Genomic DNA, 21069 nt, shown 5'->3' with positions numbered 1-21069 from the left:
TGTGAAACGCGGTTTATCTTTTAAGTATGGCCTGCTCTTCAGTGGCATCTTTATCGTCTTTTTCTCAGTCAGCCTGTTGTTACACTTGCCAGCTTCTTTTGCTCTCAAGCAAGCACCGGTTGTGCGTGGTTTGAGTATCGAAGGCGTTGAGGGCACCGTTTGGCAAGGCAGCGCTAACAGTATCGTGTGGCAGCGCATCAATTACGGTTCAGTGCAGTGGGATTTCCAATTTTCTAAGTTATTCCAAGCCAAAGCAGAGCTGGCGGTTCGCTTTGGTCGTAACAGCGACATGAACTTATCAGGTAAAGGACGTGTCGGGTACAGCATGAGCGGTGCGTATGCAGAAAACCTCGTGGCTTCAATGCCTGCTATGAACGTGATGAAATACGCCCCAGCCATTCCAGTCCCAGTTTCAATTGGCGGACAAGTTGAACTGACGATCAAACATGCAGTTCATGCTCAACCTTGGTGTCAATCTGGTGAAGGTACGCTTGCTTGGTCTGGTGCAGCAGTCGACTCGCCAGTGGGTTCGTTAGACCTTGGCCCTGTAATTGCGGACATAACCTGTGAAGACAGCACAATTGCAGCGAAAGGCACTCAGAAGAGTGCTCAAGTAGACAGCGAATTTTCGGCGAGTGTAACACCTAATCAACGTTATACGTCGGCGGCATGGTTTAAGCCGGGGGCAGAGTTCCCGCCAGCAATGCAGAGTCAACTTAAGTGGCTAGGCAACCCTGATAGCCAAGGTAAGTACCAGTTTACTTATCAAGGTCGTTTTTAGCTAAACAGCTAAGGGTTACTAAATTATAAGATATAAAAAATGGGCACCTCATTGAGGTGCCCATTTTGTTTGAATCGTCGAGAGTTGTAGCGAGCAAACTCGCCTAGTCTTTACCTTGTAAGATTTCTGCCCACGGCAAGTCTGCATCACCGAGTACAATGAAGTTCGGGTTTTCTAGCGTTTCTCTTTCATTGTACGAAAGCGGCTCTAGTTGAGTACTTAAGATACGTCCGCCAGCTTCTTCAACAATGCACTGCGTTGCGGCGGTATCCCACTCTCCGGTTGGTCCAAGGCGCAGATAACAATCCACAGCACCTTCTGCTACTAAACATGCCTTAAGCGCTGCTGAGCCTAGAGGAACCAAATCATAATTCCATGCTGAGCTCATACGACTAGTGATGCGATTGATGTCTTGGCGACGGCTGATCGCCATTGCGATTGACTGGTTTGGCAGCTCGTGACGATGCGTTTTGATTTTAACGCTGTCATTTAGGTCTGGGATCTTCCAAGCGCCTTTGCCACTGTAAGCGTAATAGCTCACGCCTGAAACGGGTGCATATACCACACCCATAACTGGCTTGTTGTGTTCGATTAGGGCGATAATTGTCGCGAAGTCACCACTTCGTGCGATGAACTCCTGAGTACCATCCAGTGGGTCAACTAACCAGTAGCGATCCCACTGAGAACGTTGCTCTAGGCTGATGTCTGCGGCTTCTTCAGATAACACTGGAATATCAGGCGTAAGCTCACTGAGTTTTTTTGAGATCAGCTTGTGTGCTGCCAGATCGGCACTGGTGACAGGCGTGTCATCACTCTTGGTGAACTCTTCGTAATCTTTTTTCTCGTAGATCTCTAAGATGAGCTGCCCTGCAGAGCGAGCAATCTCAATGACAGAGGGTAGGAGGTGAGACAAATCTTTTGTTATTGGCATAAATGTTCTCTTACTCTTAGAGCGAGCCTGAATGTTCTAATTATTGTTTAATACACGAAGGCTTAATAGTAGGGCGGTAATACTGCGAGCCTCACAAAAATCGAGATGTGTTAACAGTTCTTCAGCTTGAGCCAGTGGCCAGCGCACAACGTCTAGTGGCTCTGGTTCATCACCTTCTAGCTTTTCTGGGTAGAGGTCTTCTGCGATAAACAGCGTCATTTTGCTAGAGAAGTAAGAGGGCGCAAGGATCACTTCTTTTAGTGGGGTAAGTTTGTTGGCGCCGAAGCCAATCTCTTCTTTGAGCTCGCGAACAGCGGCTTCGTTTGGCTGCTCACCAGGATCGATAAGTCCTTTCGGAAAGCCCAATTCATAGCGTTCTGTGCCCGCTGCGTACTCCCGTACCAACAGAATATCGCCTTGCTCAGTAATCGGAACCATCATTACTGCGTTGCGGCCGCTAGGCTTCATGCGTTCGTAAGTGCGCTCTTCACCGTTTGAAAAGCGTAAATCGAGAGACTCGATAGAGAATAGTTTTGATTGAGCGACAGTTTGCTGAGCCAAAATTTCTGGCTTGGTCCTTTTTGTCATTGCGCTCGCTCCTTAGCTCATTGGAATTCTTTCTTATAAAGTCATTCTAATATAGGGGAAATAGAGTTGAGTTCCTAGATCCGAGTTTTCATATCCGAGAATTATTGAAGCAGGAACCGATTGCGATCACTTGAATACCTTACTCAAGATGGTAACGAGGCGAGAATATGGGTGAGGAGCATAAGGAATACAAGAGCATAGGAAGCTTGGATTAGAGTGTGTATGCTCAGCCCGAAAACAAAAAAGGTTGATGCTCACGCATCAACCTTTCAAATAACGACTAACACTAAATCAGTGATTAGTAGTAAGAGTGCTCACCACGATCGTGCTCAGTTGCATCACGAACAGCAGTCAGTTCACCTTCGAATTGTTGAAGAAGTTCTTTCTCGATGCCTTCTTTTAGAGTCACATCAACCATAGAACAACCGTTACAACCACCGCCGAATGCTACGATAGCAGCACCGTCTTCAGTGATTTCTACCAAGCTAACGTGACCACCGTGACCAGCAAGTTGTGGGTTAACTTGTGTTTGAATTGCGTATTCAACGCGTTCTAGAAGCGGTGCATCATCAGATACCTTACGCATTTTAGCATTTGGTGCTTTAAGCGTTAGTTGAGAGCCCATTTTGTCAGTCACGAAGTCAATCTCAGCTTCGTCTAGGAATGGTAGGCTTAACTCATCTACGTATGCAGAGAATGCTTCGAAAGAAAGTTTTGTATCAGACGCTTCGATAGCATCTGTTGGGCAGTAAGAAACACCACACTCAGCGTTTTGTGTGCCTGGATTTACCACGAACACACGAATGTTTGTACCTTCAGGCTGCTGTGACAGCAGATTGGCAAAGTGAGTTTGAGCTGTTTCTGTAATAGTAATATTTGACACGACGAATACCTGAGTAGATTTGTAGGTTATTAGCGCCATTCTACTCCTGTCAGATTTGTAATTCAGCCCTTTTTTGTTGGATTGCTGTACAAGTAGTGATTCACAGCTTTTATCCAGAGGGCTCAGGAGTGCGGCAGATGCAGTAAATATCAATCCTTTTAACGCCCACTTCAAGTAGTAATTGGCATAATTGATACACAGTACTGCCGGTGGTTACAACATCATCAATTATCGCGACGTGAGAGGGGATAGTTCCTTGAAAGTCTTGTTTTTGAAGCGCAAAAGCGCTCTTTAGATTGTGTAATCGTGCGGATTTAGTCAGCCCCTGCTGGGAAGCTGTTGAGCGAATTCGACGAAACAACACCTCATCTTTAACGCCAAGCTCTTGAGCCGTGTAATTGGCCAGTAGCTGACTTTGATTAAAGCCGCGATGGGTGTATCGGCGCCAATGCAGCGGTACGCTGGTGAGCAACGGAGCAGGTTGATCGATACGTGATGCCAATAGCTTAGACAGATCACGTGCAAACCAAAACTTATCAGCGTATTTCATTTGTTGGATATAGCCTGCTGTTGGGAAGGTGTAATCACCGACGCAATAGAGCCGATGCCAAAGCGGAGGATTAGCTAAGCACTCACCACATTGATCGACAGTGGTCAGTGTTTTTAAGCCACATCTTTGACAGCGTGGTACAGGTTCAAAGAGCTTGAGACAAGAATTGCACCATCGAGGATGTGTATCACTGGGCAGTTTATCAAGTTTGCACAGGTGGCATTGAGGTGTGACCAGACGTGGTGTGTGTTTTTGTAGCCAATCGGATAACATAGCTCGCGATGCTTTTGGGTTATGGTGTTCCTTTTGCTAACCATACTGAAAAGCACGGATTATCGCTGACGGAAAAAGTAGGGAATATTGAGAATGAGTGACGCGTTATATTGGCATGTTTCTGGGCAAGGGCCTGATTTAGTACTGGTTCATGGCTGGGGAATGAACGGTGCGGTGTGGCAACAAACCGTTAATGCATTACAAGCTGATTTCCGAGTGCATGTTGTCGATTTACCAGGGTATGGACACAGCGCACACTGCCACGCTCAAGATCTTGAAGAGATTGCTCAGCAACTGTTGGCCGAAGCGCCTAAACAAGCGATCTGGGTGGGTTGGTCGCTCGGTGGTTTGGTCGCAACGCACATGGCTCTTCATCACTCAGATTACGTGAGCAAGCTTGTGACTGTCGCCAGTTCTCCTAAATTCGCTGCTGCTAAAGAGCCCGTATTATGGCGAGGTATTCAGCCAAACGTATTAAGCGCATTCACCGAACAGCTGGTGGAAGACTTCCAAACCACCATCGAACGCTTTATGGCATTGCAAGCCATGGGTAGCCCTTCAGCAAGACAAGATGTAAAACAGCTCAAGCAAGCGGTGCTGTCTCGCCCGTTGCCGAACCCTGAATCATTATTAGCAGGATTAAAGATGCTGTCGGACGTCGACCTGCGTGAACAATTGCCTGAGATTTCAGTGCCTATGTTGCGCTTGTATGGTCGATTAGATGGATTGGTGCCAATCAAGGTGGCCAAAGATTTGGGCAATGCTCTGCCTCATACTGAGCAATACATCTTCACGCAGTCTTCACATGCGCCGTTTATGACCGAAGCCGATGCCTTTTGCAGTGAACTGGTCAGCTTCGCCCAAAAATAATCGCTAAATTTATTGCCGGCTTGGTCGATATATAACCTAATACCAATCACAGTAAGTAAGTGTTCAAAAATAGTGTAGGAAAAAGGCTAGAGAACAAGGCAGAGCTTTTTGATAAGTAGTTATTCTACAATCAAAAGTTCTAACGCCGTTATCGAGCGTTTTAACAAGCTAGGTTGAGCAGTTATTTACCACGATTGGTATAACACCAATGTACAGCATGATACTCAGACCTAACTCTCTCCTGAGCTGATTGCGGTAAGTTGGGCTATGCCTGTTGTGCTGACTCACAGTACAACAGCGTTATAGCAATAACGATGGGCGATTCTTGAGGAGAGTTCGCGATGATTGTGTCACCTGCAACTGCAGTGAGTGTGCCACTAATCGCCCCGTCCGTTAATGTGCAAACAGAGCAAGTTGCGCGTGATAATAGAGTTCGAGAACCTGTCGCTCCCGCCGTAGCATTGGCGAAAACCAATGCAGAGCGAAAGGTAAAGTCGGACGATAAGCGAAGGCAGCAGTCGGCTTGGGATCCTTCAGACCATCCGGGTTATGAAATGGAGAACGAGTCAGAGGCCAATTCGATTAGCCAAGAAGAGCCACAAGATCCTTTTGATAGGCTGTTCAGCTTGTTGGCACTGAGAACTTACAGTGCTGACCAAGGAAAAGGCTATACCATGCGTTTTCGCCTGCCAAAGCATGTTTTAGATGCGGCGATTCAGGAGGGACAGATGGAGAAACGACGTAAGGTCATAAAATATCATTATGGTCATGCTGTTGCGCCTCATGCTCCATCAGAAATGCTGATTGTGTTGTAATTATACTCTTCATACTTGAAGCCGCAGCGTTGTTAACTGCGTAAGTTCACCCTAATTACATAGAACCCCTATGCTCATAGGGATGAACTTACTTGTTGCCTAGCTGCAACCCCAATTATTTCGAGTATAAAATACGTAGAATACAGCTCAGCTTCGATGTCTTTTTTGAACACATAATAAAAACCTGCATACCCTAAGGGATGCAGGTTTTTTGTTTTAAGCACATCAGCTTTTTAGATGAGCTAATGGATTATTTTTTCGCTTTAGCAAAGGCTGCGGCAAAAGCACCGCCCATCGCCGCGTTTTGTTGCGGCTCCTCACGACGGCGTTGTCCACCTTGTGAATTCTGGTTCGGGCGGTTTTGCGTGCGAGGTGCACTTGAACGTTGAGCACGGTTATCTTGTCCCGGCTCGTCCTTCATACGCATGCTTAGCGCAATACGCTTACGCTGAACATCGACTTCCATTACCTTCACCTTGACGATGTCACCGGCTTTAACCACTTCACGGGGGTCAGAGACAAAGCGATCGGTGAGCGCTGAAATATGCACTAAGCCATCTTGGTGAACACCAATATCAACGAAGGCGCCAAAGTTAGCCACGTTCGATACCACGCCTTCTAGAATCATGCCCGGTTCTAAGTCTGAAACGCTGTTTACGCCATCAGCGAAGGTTGCTGTCTTAAATTCAGGGCGAGGGTCACGTCCCGGTTTATCCAGCTCCTTGATGATGTCGCTTACCGTTGGTACACCAAAGTTTTCATTGGTGTAATCAATGGCATGCAAGCCACGCAGGAAGTCTGTGTTACCCACCAGAGATTTGATGTCTTTGTGGTTTTTCTCAGCGATGCTTTTCACCACAGGGTAAGCTTCTGGGTGAACCGATGATGCATCGAGAGGGTTCTTGCCGTCCATAATTCGTAGGAAACCAGCACACTGTTCAAAGGCTTTTGGCCCCAAGCGAGCGACTTTCTTCAGCGTAGTACGCGCTTCAAAACGACCATTTTCATCACGGAAATCCACGATGTTCTGAGCGATGGTGCTAGAAAGGCCCGCTACGCGAGTAAGTAGTGCGGCAGACGCGGTATTCACATCAACACCTACGGCGTTTACACAGTCTTCGACAATCGCATCGAGGCGTTTAGCGAGCATAGTTTGGCTCACATCGTGTTGGTATTGGCCCACACCGATCGATTTAGGGTCAATTTTCACCAGCTCTGCCAATGGATCTTGCAGACGACGCGCGATAGACACTGCACCACGGATCGATACGTCCATGTTCGGGAACTCTTTTGCTGCTAACTCAGACGCAGAATAAACCGATGCGCCCGCTTCGCTAACAATGATCTTTTGTGCTTTTAGGTTGCCACGCTTAATCACATCAGCCACGAAGCTGTCGGTTTCGCGGGAAGCTGTGCCGTTACCAATCGCAATCAGGTCAACGTTGAACTGATGAACCATCTGCTCAACCACGTGTGCTGACTTGTCGTATTGCTTTTGCGGTGGGTGAGGGTAAATAGTCTCTGTCGCTAGAACTTTACCTGTTGAGTCCACAACAGCGATTTTCGAACCGGTACGTAAACCTGGATCCAAGCCCAATGTTGCTCGAGGGCCAGCAGGCGCAGCCATTAGCAGGTCTTTAAGGTTGGTTGCGAATACTTCAATTGCTTCGATCTCTGCTCGTTCTTTCATCGCGCCCATCAATTCGGTTTCCATGTGCATAGAAACCTTGATGCGCCATGCCCAGCTAATCACTTGCTTACGCCAAGCATCTGCAGGAGCGCTGCTTAGAGTAATACCGTAGTGATCAGAGATGATGTTCTCGCAGTAAGAACCGCGTACACCTTCTTCTTGTTCAGGGTCTGCATTCATTGCCAACGTTAAGAAGCCTTCATTTCGGCCTCGCAACATGGCTAACGCACGGTGTGAAGGTACTTTGTTTAGCGTTTCGTTGTGTTCGAAATAGTCTTTGAACTTCTCACCTTCGTTCTCTTTGCCAGCCACAACACGAGCACCAAGCTCTGCGTTGCGGTTCAGGTGTTGGCGAATCTTTTCAAGCAGGTTTGCGTCTTCCGCAATGCGCTCCATGATGATCGCGCGTGCGCCATCCAGTGCAGCTTTGGTATCGGCAATGCCTTTATCGCTGCTGATGAAGTTAGCTGCTTCCGTTTCCGGATCGTGCTGTGGTTCATTCCATAACGTATCGGCAAGTGGCTCTAAGCCTGCTTCAATCGCGATCTGACCTTTGGTACGGCGCTTTGGTTTGTATGGAAGGTATAAATCTTCTAGACGAGTCTTGCTGTCTGCTTGAGTGATATCACGCTCGAGTTCTGGCGTGAGTTTTCCTTGGTCTTGAATCGACTTAAGAATCGTTTGGCGACGATCGTCTAGCTCGCGAAGATAAGAAAGGCGGCTATCAAGATTACGTAGTTGGGTATCGTCTAAGCCACCCGTAACTTCTTTACGGTAGCGGGCAATAAAGGGAACGGTGTTACCGTCGTCAATTAGGTTTACTGCGGCAGTGACTTGCTCAGAACGGACATTCAGTTCTTCAGCGATCAGTCGACAGATAGCTTGGCTCATCCGATGAATCTCTTATTTAATATCATGACAAATACATGGGGGTGAGCGTACGCTTTTTCTAGCTTTGGCTGTGTAATTATCCTGTCAGAAGTCGAATTTCCGTTTCTGATACCTGCTTTGTGCGAGATCTCTTACAAGTGATGTGAGACTAAGTCGCTTTAAACCAATGAAATCGTCTTGTTTTTTATATAAGTAATTGATTTTATTGGATTGTGTGTTTATGGGCGTATTTCCCACCTGAAATGTTTTTTGCAACTATCTAGGAAACTCGCTCAATTACCGTAATATTTAACTTGTCGACAGGGAGTTGGCAGGAACAGGAAAAAGCCTAATGGACTAGGTATCTTCAGGATGAAGATTTGATTACTTAGGATGAGTGGTCAGCAAGGAAGTAATAATCTCTGGATGAGATTCGCCAGTCAGGATGACAGGCTAGAATGGACACCGCTAGGATGGCGATGAACAAAAAGGAAATTGGTTAAAGGATTTAGCCACTATCAAGGAAAGATGCAGGGAGCACCTTATCTCGAAGAGATAAACAGTAGCCGGATTGCTGCGATAGAGACTTAACCCCGTCAGGCGAAAGCCTAGCGGGGTTTTCTTTTGTCTGGAGTTTGAGTTTGCTTGAATACTCAGCTCATCGCTAAGTATTTATTAAGTTTGGTTATTCGTTGTCTGCGTAGCGAATCGAGTTAATGAACCACTCTTTGTCGCCTTCCGGTGTTTTTACCGTAAACTCATCATCCACTTCTTTCTTGAGCAGAGCTCTAGCCATTGGTGAGTCGATAGAGATATAGCCTTTAGCATCGCCGTATATCTCTTCTGGGCCGACAATTCGAAACTTCTTAATTTCCCCATCATCATTCTCAATTTCGACCCAAGCCCCGAAAAATACCTTACCTTCTTGTTGTGGCGAGTAATCAACGATCGTGACATCAGGTAGGAACTTTCTTAAGAAACGTACTCGGCGATCGATCTGACGAAGTAAACGCTTATTGAAGGTGTAATCTGCGTTTTCTGAACGATCTCCAAGGCTTGCAGCCCAAGTGACTATCTTAGTAATTTCAGGACGCTTCTCGTGCCATAAGTGGTCATGTTCTGCTTTAAGTTTGTTATAACCTTCTCGAGTGATAAGTTTGGTTTTCATAAATCTGACTTAATGAAATGATGATCTAAGATAGAATATATAGAAAGGCAACATACGTTAACAATTATTTAGGCGACTTTTTCTCCAATAATGTTACATTTTTAATGTATTGAACTCATTAGACTGTGCCCAAAAGCTTATAATCCAATAAGCGATTAATAGGTGGAACCATTACATGCAAGAAAACTACAAAATTTTAGTGGTCGATGACGATGCTCGTTTACGTGCACTGTTAGAGCGCTATCTGTCAGAGCAAGGCTTTCAAGTGCGTAGCGTGGCAAACAGTGAGCAGATGGACCGCCTGTTAACCCGTGAAAATTTTCACTTGATGGTATTGGATTTAATGTTACCGGGCGAAGACGGTCTGTCGATCTGTCGCCGTCTAAGAAACGCAAACAACTCGCTACCTATCCTGATGCTGACTGCAAAGGGTGACGAAGTGGATCGTATTGTGGGTTTGGAAGTGGGTGCCGATGATTACCTACCGAAACCATTTAACCCACGCGAACTGCTTGCTCGTATCAAAGCGGTACTGCGTCGCCAAGTAATTGAAGCACCGGGCGCACCAAGCACAGAAGAGTCTGTGGTTGAGTTTGGTGAGTTTCGCTTGAACTTAGGTACGCGTGAAATGTTCCGTGGTGAAGAGCCAATGCCGCTTACTTCAGGCGAATTTGCGGTACTTAAGTCGCTAGTCACTAACGCGCGTGAGCCAATGTCTCGCGATAAGCTGATGAACATGGCTCGTGGCCGTGAGTATTCAGCAATGGAACGTTCTATCGATGTTCAGATTTCACGTCTGCGTCGTCTTGTTGAAGAAGATCCAAGCAAACCCCGTTATATCCAAACGGTGTGGGGCTTGGGTTATGTATTCGTTCCAGATGGTAAAGCTGTGTAATCTAGCTTTATAAGCTCAAAAGCCGCTTTATCGATTCTGTAATTCAGAATTCTCTATTTACGGGCCATCTCATTGATATGTGATGGCCCGTTTTGTATTCAGCACAATGGTTTAGAGTTATAGTTTCTATTATGTCTCTGTTTCTCCACCTTTCACTTTAGGCCTTCTATGCGCATACGTAGCTCCTTTACTCAGTCGATAGTGCTCTTTTTAACCCTGTTGGTTGCTAGCCAAATCTTTTCATATTACGCCGTGTTTAACTACGCATTGATGCCGAGTTTGCAGCAGTTTAATAAGATATTGGCACACGAGTTAAACCTGGTGTTGGACCAAGGCAGTGATATCGAAATCGATGCACCTCTGCGCCAGCGTGTGCTTGAGCAACTCGGAGTGACGGTTCACGCCAAGGATAGCGAGGCTGCGGGTGAGTATTATCATGCGGTCGCAATTGACCTGATGAGTGAGGAGATGACCAAAGAGCTGGGATCTGAAACCGAAGTGCGGTTGATTCTAGGTAAAGAGAGCTATGTGCTGTGGATGGACATTGCTCAGCTTCCTAACTCGTTGATTCGTATACCTCTGTCTGAGTTGCAAGAAGAAGATTTTGCACCACTATTTCGTAACAGCTTGATCATGGCGATGTTGATCGTCGCAGGTGGTTGGCTGTTTATCCGATTGCAAAACCGCCCGCTCATTGCGCTAGAGAAAGCCGCACAAGGTGTTGGACGCGGTGACATTCCACCGCCATTACCAGTGCAAGGTGCGCAAGAAATTCGTTCGGTAACTCGTGCATTCAATCAGATGTCGAAAGGCATACAAGAACTGGAAGAAGATAGGGCTCTCTTGATGGCTGGTATCAGTCATGATTTACGTACCCCGTTAACGCGTATTCGCTTAGCGACTGAGATGATGTCTCCAGAAGATGGTTACTTAGCTGAAGGGATCATCAGTGATACTGAAGAGTGTAACGAGATCATCAGTCAGTTTATGGATTACTTAAAGCCAGTCGATCGTGATTCATTCCAAGCGGTGTTTGTCGATGATATTGCACGCGAAGTATCGAGCTCTGAGGGTGGCTACGAGGTTCAGATTGAAACCGATATTCCAGAAACCATGAAACCTGCGTTGGGCAACCCGATCGCGATGAAGCGTGCAGTGAGTAACTTGGTGGTGAACGCGCTGCGCTATGGTAATGGTTGGGTCAAGGTATCGACCGGTATGACTGCAGACAATAAGTTGGCTTGGGTGACGGTAGAAGATAATGGTCCGGGCATCCCACAAGACCAAGTCGGTAAGTTGTTTGAACCGTTCACTCGCGGTGATACGGCTCGAGGCAGTGAGGGTACGGGCTTAGGCTTGGCAATTGTGAAACGTATCGTCAGCCAGCATCAAGGTGCGGTGGTGGTGAATAACCGCAGTGAAGGCGGTTTGAAAGCGCAGATCAGTTTTCCTGTGAAGCCGTAAGCTAAGTTTCATTGTTTGGCGAGTCGGTTGGGTTTCTGTTTCGAGATCCCCGACTCGGTCATTCTTCCCTCTCGGGGATGACGCATTGCTAACCATGGACTTTGACGATGACAGTTTACTTTGATCGTCATTCTCTATCGTGAGGAACGAGCGAATAGGGAATCTCGTTCTTGATTGATGGAAGTAACACACACGAAAAAGGCTTCCTTGAGGGAAGCCTTTTGCGTTTTGGATTACGTTAGTTTTGCTAGTTACGCCTTAGAATACACATCGCGTTCACCCAACCAGCGATTGATGATCGCTTTGGCATTGTCTGGGTAGCTATCGTGAATATGACGTGCGATACGATGTACTTCAGGGATTAAACGTTGGTCTCGTATCAAGTCAGCAATCTTAAAATCGGCTAGGCCAGTTTGCTTAGTCCCAAGCAGTTCTCCGGGGCCACGGATCTCTAAGTCTCGTTGAGCAATAACAAAGCCATCGTTACTTTCACGAAGTACACCTAAACGTTTCTGAGCGGTTTTAGATAGCGGCGAGTGATACAGCAGTACACAATGACTTGCGACCGAACCACGACCAACACGGCCACGTAATTGGTGCAGTTGTGCTAGACCAAGACGTTCTGGGTTCTCGATGATCATTAAGCTCGAGTTAGGTACATCCACACCCACTTCAATCACCGTAGTCGCAACCAATAGGTGCAGTTTGTTCTCTTTGAATTCTTGCATCACCGCTTGTTTCTCGGCGGGTTTCATTCGGCCGTGTACCAGACCAATTTTCACATCTGGCAATTTACGTTGCAGCTCTTCTGCGGTATCAGCAGCGGCTTGCGCTTCCAATACTTCGGATTCATCAATCAGCGTACATACCCAGTAGGCCTGTTTTCCTTCATTAAGACACGCATTACGCACCCGCTCAACGATATCATCCCGTTTGGTATCAGGAATCGCCACGGTTTGAATCGGTGTACGACCCGGTGGCAGTTCATCGATAATCGAGGTTTCGAGATCGGCATAGGCCGTCATGGCGAGCGTTCGTGGAATTGGTGTTGCTGTCATCACTAGCTGGTGCGGGTAATAGCCTTGTTTTGCCCCTTTTTCACGTAGCTCTAAACGCTGATGGACACCAAATCGGTGCTGCTCATCAATGATCACTAAGCCAAGGTTTTTGAACTCGACATGTTCTTGGAACAAGGCATGAGTACCGACCACCATTTGCGCTTCGCCGCTAGCAATGCGTGCCAGTTCGGTTTCACGGGCTTTGCCTTTGAGTTTACCTGCCAGCCAACCGACTTGAATGTCCATTGCTTCAAACCAGTTAGTAAAATTAATCGCGTGCTGCTCGGCTAATAGTTCTGTTGGTGCCATCAAGGCGACTTGTTGGCCATGTTCCAGTGCGCGAACCGCCGCTAGTGCAGCAACCAAGGTTTTACCTGAACCTACATCCCCTTGCACTAAACGCATCATAGGGTGCGGCTTTTCCAAGTCAGCTTCGATCTCCTTGGTCACTCGTGCTTGCGCATTGGTCGGAGAAAAAGGCAGCTGAGCCAACAGCTTATCTTTGAGGGTGTTCGCTGGAGGAAAAGGCATCGCCTTGTCTTGCTGTCCTTTGCTACGAACAGACAGCATCGACAGGTTTTGAGCCAGTAGCTCTTCCATAATCAGACGCAGTTGAGCAGGGTGTTTACCTTCATCAAACAGCTCTAGGTCAATGCCTGGAGGAGGCCTGTGAATGGTATGCAGTGCTTGTGCTAGGGTGATTTGGTGGTCGTACAAGCCAGACGGTAGCAGCTCATTGACGGCAGCTTTGTCGATTAGCTCTAGAGCTTGGTCAGTGAGGTTGCGCAGTGTGACTTGTCTTAGCCCTTCAGTGGTTGGGTACACCGGGGTCAGGTTAGCTTCAACATCTGGCTGCTGCCTTGGGGCAAAGAACTTGTAGTCAGGGTGGACGATCTCAAGTCCCATATTACCGCGTTTGATCTCGCCGTAGGCGTGCACTTGTTTGCCTTCAGCAAAGTTATTCTTCATTCCTGCAGTAAAGTTGAAAAAGCGCAGCGTAATCGTACCGTTACCATCGCTGATCTTTACTGCGAGCATCTTACGTTTACCGAAAATGGTATCGACGTGCATTACTTTGCCCTGTACAGCAGCCCAAAGGCCGGCGTGCAACTTTACGATTGGATAGATACGTGTTCGATCTTCGTAGCGCAAAGGAAGGTGAAATAGCAGATCTTGTACGTTGTTAAGCCCAACCTTTTCCAGTTTCTCTGCGACTTTAGCGCCGACTCCAGATAAAGAGTTGAGAGGGATAGCAGATAAAAGCTGTGACATAACAAGGCTCATAAACGTAAGAGAGATAATCTATTCAAGCATTTTACTGGATTTTTGTACAGGATAAAGCTTAGAAGCAGATGCGGGATACGAGTAAACGAGATGCGAAGGGATGAAGAGCAGATGCGGGATGCGGGTAAACGAGATGCGAAAGGATAAGAGTAGATACGGGATGTGAGTAAACGAGATGCGAAAGGATAAGAGCAGATATGGGGTGCGAGTAAACGAGATGTGAAACGGTAAGAGCAGATAAGGGGGGCGAGTAAGCGAGATGCGAAAAGGTAAGAACAGATGTGGGATGCGAGTAAACGAGATGCGAAGGGATGAAGAGCAGATGCGGGATGAGAGTAAACGAGATTCGAAAAGATTAAGAGCAGATATTGGGTGTGAGTGAACGGGATATGGAAAGATTAAAGCAATACATAAAATTAAAGCAGACTCAAAATACGAAAGGTTGAGTGGTGAAAAGCTTTTGCTCTTCGCATCTCGAGACTCGTATCTCTCATCTGCCTTATCGCTTTATCTATCGATATTCAAAAAACTAAATCAGATGTGTAGCCAAGATGGTGAGTCACGAAGTCTTTTGCTCTTCGCATCCCGCCATCTCGAATCCCTCATCTTTATTTTTATCAGTTCTTACGACGTCTTACTTTCAGCGCGTGTGGCATCACACGTAGCTTCTTCATAATGCTCGCAAGGTGAACACGATCTTTGGTGGTCAGCAAGATTGTCACTGTGTACAAGCGTCCATCACGTTCTTCGGTTGAAATACCGTGAATGTTAGAGCCTGTTTTCGAGATAACATTGGTTAGCTCAGCCAGTGCACCTTGATGGTTCTGCAGATCAACCTGAAGCTCAGCAGTGAACTCTTGGTTGTAATCGTCAGACCATTCAACCGCCATGTATTTATCTGGTTCTTTCTGGTAACCACGAACGTTTGGACACGTTTCGCGGTGAACCACAAGGCCACGACCTGGAGATACATGAGCAATGATGTGATCGTCTGGAATCGGGTGACAACAGTTAGCGAACGTCAGTAGCAGGCCTTCAGCACCACGAATAGGCAGTTTCTTCCTAGGCGCATCGCTGTTGTTTTTCACTTCCGTCAGTTCGTCAGCATCACCCAGTAGACGACGAGCAATAACGATACTCATCAGCTCACCAAGACCAATCGATGCGAGCAAGTCTTCAACGCTTTCTAGGCGCAAGTCAGACAATACATGTTCGAGATTCTCTTGGCCGATATCGGTAATAGAGTGCTCGCCAAGTGCGTGGTTCAGTAGACGACGACCAAGGGTAATCGACTCTTCACGACGCATGGTTTTCAGAACCTGACGGATCTTAGTACGCGCACGTGATGTCACCACGTAGTTGAGCCATGCCGCATTTGGACGTGCGCCCGGAGCACTGATTATCTCAATGGTTTGGCCATTCTTCAGCGATTTGCTGAGTGGGTAAGGGTTCATGTCTACACGAGCACCTACACACATGTTGCCGACGTCGGTATGCACCGCGTAAGCAAAATCGACCGCTGTTGCACCTGCCGGAAGTTCGACAATGCGACCTTTCGGCGTGAATACGAAGATCTCATCTGGGAACAGATCAGATTTAACGTTTTCAATGAATTCGAATGAGTTACCTGCGCTTTGTTGTAGCTCAAGTAAGCTCTGCATCCAACGTTGTGCTTTAACCTGTGCGGTTGTCCCGTTACTGCTGCGCGAGCCATTACCTTTGTAAGACCAGTGCGCCGCGACACCTTTATCTGCCATTTGCTCCATATCTTCAGTACGGATCTGGACCTCAACTGGCACCCCGTGAGGGCCGATCATTGACGTGTGCAGAGATTGGTAGCCGTTGGCTTTTGGTACTGCAATATAGTCTTTCATGCGGCCAGGACGAGGCTTGTACAGGCTGTGAGCCTGACCAAGTACGCGATAACAAGTATCTGGGGTATCAACCACTACGCGGAAAGCGTAGATATCCATAATGGTGTGGAAGCGCTGCTCTTTGGTTTTCATCTTGTTATAGATGGAGAACAGATTCTTCTCACGACCAAGTACGCGAGCAGGCAAACCGACTTCTTCAAGGCGGCCTTCGATTTCGCTATGGATACGTTGGATCATCTCCTTACGGTTACCACGCGCAGCTTTCACTACGTTTTTAAGTACGCGATAACGGTTCGGATAAAGGGCTTCGAAGCCTAACTCTTCTAGTTCGGTCTTGATGTTATGAATACCAAGACGGTGAGCTAGCGGAGAATAAATCTCGAGGGTTTCACGAGCAATACGACGCTTTTTGTCAGGACGAAGTGCCCCAAGCGTGCGCATGTTGTGAGTACGGTCAGCTAATTTGATCAAGATAACGCGGATGTCTTGCACCATCGCGAGAACCATCTTGCGGAAGTTCTCTGCTTGCGCTTCTTTGCGATCACGAAATTTAAGCTTATCCAGCTTAGATACACCATCAACCAGTTCAGCAACAGTATTGCCAAATTGAGCTTCTAACTCCTCTTTTGTAACTTCAGTATCTTCAATTACATCATGGAGTAGGGCTGCTTGCAGAGTTTCGATATCCAGACGCATTTCTGCCAGGATTCTTGAAACAGCAACAGGGTGGATTATGTATGGTTCACCCGTTGAACGGGTTTGCCCTTCATGGGCGTTTCTCGCTACCACATAAGATTGACGCAGAGCCTCAATTTGAGGCTCTGTTAGGTATTCTTGGGCAACGTCTTTGAGGCTATCGAATAGATACAAATTAAAGGCCCGGAAGGTTAATTAGTTCGAATGACGTTCTTATCGAGTGTGAGCGATGCTGCTTACTGCTGCAAGTTCAGCCGCTTCTTGCTCTTGTTGCTCTTGACGCTCACGAGCATCTAGTACGTCTTTAGTGATAAGACCTTCTTCGATTTCGCGAAGAGCGATAACCGTTGGCTTATCGTTTTCTTCAGGCACTAGTGAATCTTTACCGCCAGTTTGCATTTGACGTGCGCGGCGAGCCGCAATAAGAACTAGGTCGAAACGGTTGCCAACTTTTTCAACAGCGTCTTGAACAGTTACGCGTGCCATGAGGACTCCAAATAGTAATTAACTAATAAATTTTTGATGACGAGAAAGTATACAAGTTTAACTAGAGACTTTCTAGATCACCGTATACTTATCTCAATGGAAAATCCAGTTCTAGATTATTCCGCCAGTAGTGCTGTAAGCATGCCGCTGTATTTAGCTGCTTGCTTATCTTCTTTCAAACGCTCCGCACGAATGATTGCTCTGAAGTCCATTAGGGCTGCATCAAAGTCATCATTCACGATCACATAATCGTATTCTGCATAGTGAGAAATCTCTGATTTTGCTTCGCTCATGCGTTTCGCAATAACTTCGTCGCTATCTTGACCGCGAACATTCAAACGACGCTCTAGCTCACCATTTGATGGTGGAAGAATGAATACACTCTTTGCTTGAGGCATTTGTTCACGGATCTGACGAGCACCTTGCCAGTCGATATCTAGGAATACATCGATACCGCGATCTAGGTTTTCTTCAATCCAAACGCGTGAAGTACCGTAGTAGTTGCCGAATACTTCTGCGTACTCTAGGAACTCACCTTTACCAATAAGGTCTTCGAAGTGATGTTTTTCTACAAAGTGGTAGTGAACACCATTCTCTTCACCAGGGCGCATACCGCGAGTGGTGTGTGAAACAGATACCTTCATTGCGTAGGTTGGATTGGTTTCTAGCATTGCTGAGATCAAGCTCGACTTACCTGCGCCACTAGGTGCAGATACGATGTAAAGAGTACCTTTGCCCATCTGTATATTTCCACTGTTGGTTGGATTGAGTGAAGGCGATAAACCGACACTATAAAAGATAGCACTGACCTTAATTACGTTCCGGTAATTGCGCGTATAGAGCGGCAACTGGTGAAAATTAGGTCAGAAAAATGGAGGCGAAGAGTAGCACATTTAGATGATTGAGAACAACTGGCTTGATCGTTATTTATTAGCGAATGATCTTCTCAAGGATCTTTGTAGAAATGTAATCACTCATCATCTGCACTTTTTTATGTGATCTGGACAAAATCTGTTGAAGTTTTAATCTCAATCCTTACAATCCGCGCAAACGATTAAATGCTGTATATATCTAGTAAAAAGGTCTAGATGTTTCTACTACCGAGCCTACCTTGGTGACTACAGTTTTTAGTGTAGAGACCTCTCTATTCTCACAGCATTTGAATCACCACATTCTTAATTTATTGCAAAGGTTTTGTTGTGAGTACCGATTCCACCCTGAAAGCCCAGAACACCTCTGGCTCGCTTGATTCGATGTTTAAAATCACTGAAAGAAAGACCACGATCGGCACTGAGCTGTATGCAGGTTTCATTACTTTCTTGGCAATGAGCTACATCCTAGCGGTTAACCCAGCGATTTTGGGTGGTATTCCTGGCATGGATAAAGGTGCCGTGTTTACTGCAACGGCTCTGTCTGCGGCTATCGCAACCCTAATCATGGGCATTTGGGGCAACTACCCAGTGATGCTTGCGCCGGGCATGAGCATGAACGGCTTCTTCAAAGGTTTGCTATTAAGTGGTTCAGTCGCAGTACTTTGGAATGAGGCACTGTTCGGCATTTTCCTATCAGGTATCTTGTACCTCGCGTTCTCGTTGACCAATATCCGTAAATCGATGATTGAGTCGATTCCTGAAGACTTGAAGTTGGCGATTACCGTTTCTCTCGGTTTGTTCATTGCTTTCTTAGGTCTTAAGAATGCGGGCATCATCGTTTCTAACCCATTCGTATTGGTTGGCTTAGGTGACATTTCCGATCCAAAAGTGATCATCGCTTACGTGAGTATTTTCATCGCACTGGGTTGTATGGTTCGTGATATCAAACTAGCGACGTTTATCTCGTTCGTTTCGGCTATCGTGTTGACCATTCTTGCTGACGTCTTCATGGGCACTTCAAACGCGCCAATCCCTGAACAGTTAGTTGCGATGCCACCGAGCATGGCAGGTAGCTTCGGCGCTATCTTTGATTTCTCTGCTTTCACGCCAGAGAAAATGTTCGACCTATTGTTCATCGTACTGATCTTCCTGATTGTTGATTTCTTTGATGGCTTGAGCACGATTGTTGGCGTTGGTCGCGATGCGGGTATTATCGATAAAGACGGCAAGGTGCCAAACGCGAAATCGGCTCTAGTGGCAGATGCGGGTGGTACGGTGATTGGTTCGATTCTAGGTACTACATCTATTACCGCGTTCTCCGAGTCTGGCATTGCTTCTTCTCAAGGTGCGAAAACGGGCTTGGCAGCAGTGATGGTGGCTGGTCTGTTCTTAATCTCGCTGTTCCTATACCCAATCTTCTCTATCTTCTCAGCTGCAATGGTTGCACCGGCGATGGTAGTAGTGGGCATCTACATGGTAGGTCGTCTTGGTCAGATCAACTGGGAGAAGAAAGAGTCACGTATTGCGGCCTTCTTCACCATCATGTTCACAGTGCTAAGCTTCTCTCCAGCGAACGGTATGGCGATGGGCTTTATCAGCTACGCATTCACAATGGTTGTGGCAGGTAAGCGTAAAGAAGTGCACCCGCTTATCTACGGACTGTGTGTGGTGTTCTTAACTTACCTGATTCTGCTGTAAGGCTAATCGGCTGAGTTAAGCTGAGACGAAGAATGAATAGATGGCTCTGCAGTGAATGTGGGGCCATTTTTGTATCTGCGGCTTCTACAAAAGGTGTGCAATTGATGGTGTTCTCCGACAGAGAGTGAGCGACTTATATTGATGCATGCTATTGTAGAGACTGGATTAATTATTTTTTGAAGAGTGACTATGCCTTCTAATTTACCTAGATCTTTTAGTAAGCCGTTTTTAAAAGTATTCCACATTATGGAAGCGGTATTGCTGGTGGCGATCACGCTCGCGACCTTGTTTGCGATGGTCGAAGAGTTCATGCATGTTTTCGCTGAACGCCGTGTACAGCTGACCGACATTCTACTGATGTTTATCTATTTAGAAGTGTTGGCCATGGTTCAGCAGTTTGTGATGAACGGTAAGATCCCAGTGCGATACCCAATCTATATCGCGATGATGGCGATTGCTCGTTACATCACTTTAGGCATGAAAGAACTCGATGCGGTATTGATCGTTTGGTTATCTTTAGCGGCATTTATCTTGGCCGCTGCAACACTCTTGATTCGTGTTGGGCATCATTATTGGCCGTATGTAGACCTTCGAACCAAGCAGCCAGATGAGTAACACTTTGAAGGTTAAGGTTTTATAAATGAAGCCCAGCGATATCGTTGGGTTTTTAATTGGGCTAATTGAACAAAAAAGCATCGATTTATCCAAATAACGCTTTACAAGCAGGCTAAGATCACCAAGAATGGCGTCGCTCTGTTTTCAGGGTTATTAAATGAAACATCCAGTTGTAAAGTAAAACCCTTAGTATTGCTTCATTGTTATTCTCAGTGTTTCCCTTAGCTTCATAGATACATTAAATAATTCAAGCTTTCAGCGCATCGCACTTTTGGCGATTAATTTTTTATTTTTATATAAGGGACACATCATGTCTAACAAAACAAACGGCGTAGTAAAATGGTTTAACGAAGAGAAAGGCTTCGGTTTCCTAACTCAAGACAACGGCGGCGCTGACGTATTCGTACACTTCCGTGCAATCGCTTCTGAAGGTTTCAAGACTCTTAAAGAAGGCCAACAAGTGTCTTTCGAAGTAGAGCAAGGCCAAAAAGGTCTTCAAGCTGCAAACGTTGTAGCTCTATAAGATTTTAAGTCGGCGCAGGTTGCAACAGCAACTTGCGTCACTTTCTCTCTCAAATCTGTTTCCTCCTCAGTTTTACCGTAACACTCTTCTCCACTTGCAATACCTCCTCAAAATATCAAAAATCCTGTTTTACATCCGTCATCTCGTTCTATCTATCGCTGTATCTATTTCTTGCTCTAAGTAAA

At 46.4% G+C, this 21069-nt stretch carries 18 protein-coding genes and 1 riboswitch; of the genes, 8 read left to right on the top strand and 10 right to left on the bottom strand.

Annotated elements, in window-relative coordinates; genetic code table 11:
* Position 1: 1 nt before the first annotated feature.
* Entirely contained in the window at positions 2–781 is a 780-nt protein-coding gene (locus BCU34_RS22240; protein WP_102478238.1) for a type II secretion system protein N, read from the top strand.
* A gap of 103 nt (positions 782–884) precedes the next feature.
* Here BCU34_RS22240 and cysQ read toward each other — a convergent pair whose 3' ends face one another.
* The 4 genes from cysQ to BCU34_RS22220 all read right to left on the bottom strand — a co-directional run bounded on the left by cysQ (position 885) and on the right by BCU34_RS22220 (position 4006).
* A complete protein-coding gene (gene cysQ / locus BCU34_RS22235; protein ID WP_048612454.1) occupies positions 885–1712 on the bottom strand; it encodes a 3'(2'),5'-bisphosphate nucleotidase CysQ in 828 nt (275 codons plus the stop codon).
* A 36-nt stretch (positions 1713–1748) separates the two neighbouring features.
* Entirely contained in the window at positions 1749–2300 is a 552-nt protein-coding gene (nudE, locus tag BCU34_RS22230; protein WP_055320006.1) for an ADP compounds hydrolase NudE, read from the bottom strand.
* Between the two features lie 298 nt (positions 2301–2598).
* The gene (nfuA, locus tag BCU34_RS22225) at positions 2599–3183 is read right to left on the bottom strand and encodes a Fe-S biogenesis protein NfuA (protein WP_048661415.1); all 585 of its coding nucleotides are present in this window, start codon (positions 3181–3183) and stop codon (positions 2599–2601) included.
* 109 nt (positions 3184–3292) lie between these two features.
* Positions 3293–4006 carry a ComF family protein gene (locus BCU34_RS22220; protein WP_170960875.1) on the bottom strand — a complete coding sequence of 238 codons (714 nt, stop codon included), beginning with the start codon at positions 4004–4006 and terminating at the stop codon, positions 3293–3295.
* Between the two features lie 93 nt (positions 4007–4099).
* Here BCU34_RS22220 and bioH point away from each other — a divergent pair, with 93 nt between their 5' ends.
* On the top strand, positions 4100–4876 hold the full coding sequence (gene bioH / locus BCU34_RS22215) for a pimeloyl-ACP methyl ester esterase BioH (RefSeq protein WP_048663065.1): 777 nt from the start codon (positions 4100–4102) through the stop codon (positions 4874–4876).
* Between the two features lie 341 nt (positions 4877–5217).
* Positions 5218–5691, top strand: coding sequence for a hypothetical protein (locus tag BCU34_RS22210; protein ID WP_048661309.1), 474 nt, complete (start codon positions 5218–5220; stop codon positions 5689–5691).
* A 250-nt stretch (positions 5692–5941) separates the two neighbouring features.
* Here BCU34_RS22210 and BCU34_RS22205 read toward each other — a convergent pair whose 3' ends face one another.
* Together BCU34_RS22205 and greB are read right to left on the bottom strand one after the other, a co-directional pair.
* Positions 5942–8272, bottom strand: coding sequence for a Tex family protein (locus BCU34_RS22205; RefSeq protein ID WP_102479332.1), 2331 nt, complete (start codon positions 8270–8272; stop codon positions 5942–5944).
* A 664-nt stretch (positions 8273–8936) separates the two neighbouring features.
* On the bottom strand, positions 8937–9419 hold the full coding sequence (gene greB / locus BCU34_RS22200; RefSeq protein ID WP_017062470.1) for a transcription elongation factor GreB: 483 nt from the start codon (positions 9417–9419) through the stop codon (positions 8937–8939).
* A gap of 175 nt (positions 9420–9594) precedes the next feature.
* Here greB and ompR point away from each other — a divergent pair, with 175 nt between their 5' ends.
* Positions 9595–10314: a two-component system response regulator OmpR gene (gene ompR, locus BCU34_RS22195; protein ID WP_008218409.1), complete on the top strand. Its 720-nt coding sequence runs from the start codon at positions 9595–9597 to the stop codon at positions 10312–10314.
* Positions 10315–10482: 168 nt separating this feature from the next.
* On the top strand, positions 10483–11778 hold the full coding sequence (gene envZ, locus BCU34_RS22190) for a two-component system sensor histidine kinase EnvZ (RefSeq protein ID WP_102479334.1): 1296 nt from the start codon (positions 10483–10485) through the stop codon (positions 11776–11778).
* Between the two features lie 251 nt (positions 11779–12029).
* On the opposite strand, the gene recG is transcribed toward envZ, so the two are convergent.
* From recG to gmk, 4 genes are all read right to left on the bottom strand, one after another.
* Entirely contained in the window at positions 12030–14108 is a 2079-nt protein-coding gene (gene recG / locus BCU34_RS22185) for an ATP-dependent DNA helicase RecG (RefSeq protein ID WP_102530154.1), read from the bottom strand.
* A gap of 629 nt (positions 14109–14737) precedes the next feature.
* Positions 14738–16864 (bottom strand): bifunctional GTP diphosphokinase/guanosine-3',5'-bis pyrophosphate 3'-pyrophosphohydrolase, encoded by a 2127-nt coding sequence (gene spoT, locus BCU34_RS22180; protein WP_048661313.1) that lies wholly within the window; start codon positions 16862–16864, stop codon positions 14738–14740.
* Between the two features lie 39 nt (positions 16865–16903).
* A complete protein-coding gene (gene rpoZ, locus BCU34_RS22175) occupies positions 16904–17176 on the bottom strand; it encodes a DNA-directed RNA polymerase subunit omega (RefSeq protein WP_009848003.1) in 273 nt (90 codons plus the stop codon).
* 116 nt (positions 17177–17292) lie between these two features.
* Positions 17293–17916: a guanylate kinase gene (gene gmk / locus BCU34_RS22170; RefSeq protein ID WP_048661314.1), complete on the bottom strand. Its 624-nt coding sequence runs from the start codon at positions 17914–17916 to the stop codon at positions 17293–17295.
* 301 nt (positions 17917–18217) lie between these two features.
* A riboswitch (purine riboswitch) is annotated at positions 18218–18317 on the top strand.
* Positions 18318–18375: 58 nt separating this feature from the next.
* Here gmk and BCU34_RS22165 point away from each other — a divergent pair.
* The 3 genes from BCU34_RS22165 to BCU34_RS22155 all read left to right on the top strand — a co-directional run bounded on the left by BCU34_RS22165 (position 18376) and on the right by BCU34_RS22155 (position 20884).
* Positions 18376–19746 carry an NCS2 family permease gene (locus tag BCU34_RS22165; RefSeq protein WP_057621827.1) on the top strand — a complete coding sequence of 457 codons (1371 nt, stop codon included), beginning with the start codon at positions 18376–18378 and terminating at the stop codon, positions 19744–19746.
* A 189-nt stretch (positions 19747–19935) separates the two neighbouring features.
* Positions 19936–20361, top strand: a complete 426-nt coding sequence (locus tag BCU34_RS22160; RefSeq protein WP_050652097.1) for a phosphate-starvation-inducible protein PsiE — start codon at positions 19936–19938, stop codon at positions 20359–20361.
* A gap of 310 nt (positions 20362–20671) precedes the next feature.
* Positions 20672–20884, top strand: a complete 213-nt coding sequence (locus tag BCU34_RS22155; RefSeq protein ID WP_004735656.1) for a cold-shock protein — start codon at positions 20672–20674, stop codon at positions 20882–20884.
* Positions 20885–21069: the final 185 nt, after the last annotated feature.

The organism is Vibrio sp. 10N.286.45.E10 (genome assembly GCF_002874195.2).
Lineage (GTDB): Bacteria > Pseudomonadota > Gammaproteobacteria > Enterobacterales > Vibrionaceae > Vibrio > Vibrio crassostreae.
The sequence above is the reverse complement of the archived record's forward strand: the minus strand, read 5'-3'. Positions and strand labels throughout refer to the sequence as shown.